This window comes from Promicromonospora sp. NPDC023987 (genome assembly GCF_040639055.1).
GTDB lineage: Bacteria > Actinomycetota > Actinomycetes > Actinomycetales > Cellulomonadaceae > Promicromonospora.
Window position 1 is genome coordinate 1 of sequence record NZ_JBEZZF010000142.1, and the last position, 4,166, is coordinate 4,166.

Annotated in this window: 3 protein-coding genes; 1 reads left to right on the forward strand and 2 read right to left on the reverse strand. The window is 70.0% G+C overall.

Going from position 1 to position 4,166, the window contains the following annotated elements:
- Window positions 1-87: 87 nt before the first annotated feature.
- Together AB0F40_RS27305 and AB0F40_RS27310 are read right to left on the reverse strand one after the other, a co-directional pair.
- On the reverse strand, window positions 88-1,431 hold the full coding sequence (locus AB0F40_RS27305) for an RNA polymerase sigma factor (protein WP_357475437.1): 1,344 nt from the start codon (window positions 1,429-1,431) through the stop codon (window positions 88-90).
- Complete coding sequence (locus AB0F40_RS27310) at window positions 1,404-1,826, reverse strand: YciI family protein (protein ID WP_357475439.1); 423 nt, start codon at window positions 1,824-1,826, stop codon at window positions 1,404-1,406. The genes AB0F40_RS27305 and AB0F40_RS27310 overlap by 28 nt, the downstream gene beginning before the upstream one ends.
- 235 nt (window positions 1,827-2,061) lie before the next feature.
- On the opposite strand from AB0F40_RS27310, the gene AB0F40_RS27315 reads away from it, so the two are divergent.
- Window positions 2,062-4,098 (forward strand): glycoside hydrolase family 15 protein, encoded by a 2,037-nt coding sequence (locus AB0F40_RS27315; protein ID WP_357475441.1) that lies wholly within the window; start codon window positions 2,062-2,064, stop codon window positions 4,096-4,098.
- Window positions 4,099-4,166 lie beyond the last annotated feature (68 nt).

The following is a 4,166-nucleotide window of genomic DNA, read 5'->3' on the forward strand; positions in this document are numbered from 1 at the left end:
TTCGACGGTGTTCTTTCTATATTTTGGTGTGTTGTTTTTTCCACCTCTCTCACCGGTCCTCCGGCAAAAACCCCCCCCCCACAACGGTCAGGTCGGGTCGGGGTCCGACCCGGCCGCCTTGCGGGTCAGGATCAGCCGCTCCGCCGCGTTGCCGCACAGCTCCGCCGCGCGGAGGTACTCACCCCGCGCCTCGGCCGTGCGGCCGAGCCGCGACAGCAGCTCGCCGCGCACGCCGGGCAGCAGGTGGGTCCCGGCGAGCTGCCCCTGGTTCGCCAGCTCGTCCACGATGCGCAGCCCGAGGTCGGGACCGTGCGCCATCGCGACCGCCACCGCCCGGTTCAGGTCCACCACGGGTGAGGGAGCTATCCGGCCGAGCGCCTCGTAGAGCACGACGATCCGTTCCCAGTCGGTCTGCGACACCGAGCTCGCCACCGCGTGGCACTCCGCGATCCCGGCCTGCAGGGCGTAGGCCCCCATGCCCGACGGGCCGACGGCGCGCCGCAGCGCCGCCCGTCCGCGGATGATCGCCGCCCGGTCCCAGCGGCTCCGGTCCTGGTCCTCCAGGAGGATCGGCTCCCCCGACGGTCCCACCCGGGCCGGGAAGCGTGCTGAGGTGAGCTCCAGCAGCGCGAGCAGACCGAACGTCTCCGGCTCCGGCGCGAGCCGGGCGAGCACGCGGGTCAGGCGCACGGCCTCACGGGCCAGGTCGTGCCGGATCCAGTCGTCGCCCGACGTCGCCGACGAGCCTGAAGTGAAGATCACGTACAGCACACCGCGCACCGACGAGAGCCGGTCGGCCCGGTCCGCGCCGTCGGGCACCTCGAAGGGGACCCGTGCCGCCGCCAGGGTCTTCTTCGCACGGCTGATGCGCGCCTGCACCGTCGCGACCGGGGCCAGGAACGCGCGGGAGATCTCGTCGCTCGTCAGACCGCCCACGACGCGCAGCGTGAGCGCGATCCGCGCCTCCCTGGAGAGCACGGGGTGGCAGGCCACGAACATGAGGGCGAGCACGTCGTCGTCGATCCGGTCAGGGTCGTAGATCTCCGGGTCAGAACCCGGGTCACCTGCGACGATGCTCGGCGTGGAGGCTACGGCTCCCCCGGCACCCGACGTCGTCTGCCCCTCGGCCAGGCCGTGCGCGAGCGCGGCGTACCGCTCGTCACGCCCGGCCCGACGTCGGTAGGCGTCGATCGCCCGGCGTCGCGCGGTCGCGATGAGCCAGGCCGCCGGGTCCCGCGGCGTACCGTCGCGTGGCCAGGAGACGAGCGCCGCGGCGAGCGCCTCCTGGGCCACGTCCTCGGCGAGCTCGAAGTCGCGGGTGTAGCGGGTGAGCGCGCCCACGATGCGCGCGGACTCGATCCGCCAGACCGCCTCGACCGCCCGCCGTGCGGCGTCGTGCTCGTTCAGAGCTGGCCGGTCGACTCGCGCCATGCGCGTTCCTTCTGGATCCACTCGTTGTCCTGCGGAAAGTCGTCGATCTGGCTGACCTTGCGGATCTCGGCCTTGCTGCCCGGGCCGGCGAGCGGTGCCCGCTTGGCCCACTCGACAGCCTCCTCCTTGGAGGCGACGTCGAGGATCCAGAAGCCGTTGAACAGCTCCTTGGTCTCGCCGTACGGGCCGTCCGTCACGACGGGTGTCTCGGACGAGTAGTCGACGACCACGGTGTCGGCGGCGTCCTCGAGCCCTTCGGCCGCGACGAGCACGCCGGCCTGGATCATCTCGTAGTTGAACTTGCCCATCTCGTTCATGATCGTCTCGAAGTCGACGTCCGCGAACGCGGCCCACGTCTCGTCCGTCGAGCGCATGATCAGCATGTACTTCGCCATGGTTCCTTCTCCTGTGGTCGGCGGCCCCTGATGGGACCTTCTCACTCACAGGTCGAACGGGAAACCGCTCGATCGACACGACCTACGAACTTGTTCGACGAAGATCTCCGCGTGGGTCTGCCGAGGGCTGTGCACAGGGCTTGTGCAAGCCCTGTGCAGGGCACGGCAACGGGTTCTGCGCGTCACACAGGTACGGCTTGCCACCTGCGCTGAACGTGCGGAACCCTTGAGTCTCATGACGCTCGAATCGATTGAGCCAGTGGGGGCCGACGCCGCCCCCACGGCATCCGGCACGTCCCCTCGGCGCCGCCAGACCCCCAAGTCCACGAACCGGGGTCCGGTCAAGGGGCACACGTCGAGCGACGGCGCCTCCCCGCGCGCCTGGGACGGCCGCAGCAAGTTTCCCCACATCGGGGAGTACGGGTTCCTCTCGGACTGTGAGACCAACGCGCTGATCGCGCCGTCGGGCAGCGTCGAGTGGATGTGCGTACCCCGACCCGACTCACCCAGCATCTTCGCCAAGATCCTCGACCGGGGAGCCGGCTACTTCCGCGTGGGGCCGCACGGCGTGCGGGTACCTGTCGCGCGCCGGTACCTGCCCGGCACGCTCATCCTCGAGACCACGTGGCAGACGCCGACCGGCTGGCTCGTGGTCCGCGACGCGATGCTGATGGGCCCGTGGCACGACCTGGAGTCGCGCTCGGGTACGCACCGCCGCACCCCCACCGACGACGACGCCGAGCACATCCTGATGCGCACCATCAAGTGCGTGTCGGGCACCGTGGACCTCGAGGTCGTGTGCGAGCCCCGCCCGGACTACGCACGGTCCGAGGTCGACTGGGAGTACGAGAACAGTGGTTACTCGTCGGTGGTCGCCGATACCGGCGACTCCAACCCGAACCTGCACCTGCGCTCCAGCCTGCGCTTCGGCCTCGAGGGCAAGCGCGCCACCGCCCGCACCCGGATGACGGAGGGTGCCACGCACTTCGTCGCCATGTCGTGGGGCTCGCAGAGCGCGCCGACGACGTACGCGGGCGCTCTCGACGCGATGTGGCGCACCGAGCGGTTCTGGCGCGACTGGATCACGCAGGGCGAGTTCCCGGACCACCCGTGGCGCGTCTACCTCCAGCGGTCGGCGCTCACGCTGAAGGGGCTGACCTACTCGCCAACGGGTGCGCTGATCGCCGCCGCGACCACCTCGCTGCCCGAGACCCCCGGCGGAGAACGCAACTGGGACTACCGGTACGCGTGGATCCGCGACTCGACGTTCGCCCTCTGGGGCCTGTACACCCTGGGCCTCGAACGCGAGGCGAACGACTTCTTCGCGTTCATCCAGGACGTCTGTCGCGACAACCGGCAGCTGCAGATCATGTACGGCGTGGGCGGCGAGGAGACCCTGGAGGAGTTCGAGCTGCCGCACCTCTCCGGCTACGAGGGCGCCCAGCCCGTCCGGGTCGGCAACGCCGCGTACGACCAGAGCCAGCACGACGTGTGGGGTGCCGTGCTGGATTCCGTGTGGCTGCACGCCAAGTCGCGCGACCAGCTGCCCGAGTCGCTGTGGCCCATCCTCAAGCGGCAGGTCGAGGAGGCCGCGAAGCACTGGCACAAGCCGGACCGGGGCATCTGGGAGGTACGCGGCGAGCCGCAGCACTTCACCAGCTCCAAGCTCATGTGCTGGGTGGCGATGGACCGCGGCGCCAAGCTCGCCCGGCTGTACGACGAGCACGACTACGCCCAGTCGTGGCAGAAGATCGCCGACGAGATCGCCGACGACATCTGCACCAAGGGTGTGGACGAGCGCGGCGTGTTCACCCAGCGCTACGGCGACCCGGCACTCGACGCGTCGCTGCTGCTCGTCCCGCTGCTGCGGTTCCTGCCGCCGGACGACCACCGGGTCAGGGCGACCGTGCTGGCGATCGCGGACGAGCTCACCGAGGACGGCCTCGTGCTGCGGTACCGCACCGAGGAGACCGACGACGGCCTGCAGGGCGAGGAGGGCACCTTCACCATCTGCTCGTTCTGGCTCGTGTCGGCACTGGTCGAGATCGGTGAGCTGGAGCGGGCCAAGTCGCTGTGCGAGCGACTGCTCGGCTACGCGTCGTCGCTCAACCTCTACGCCGAGGAGATCGAGCCGGGCACCGGCCGGCACCTGGGAAACTTCCCGCAGGCGTTCACGCACCTGGCCCTGATCAACGCTGTCATGCACGTGATCAAGGCGGAGACCGGCGAGGCCGAGAAGGGCGGCTACTTCGGCGTCCCCCGCCCGGTCTGAGCGATACGGGCCGCCGTAGCAACGCCGGTGGTCGAGCTTGTCGAGACCCAGGTCTCGACAAGCTCGAC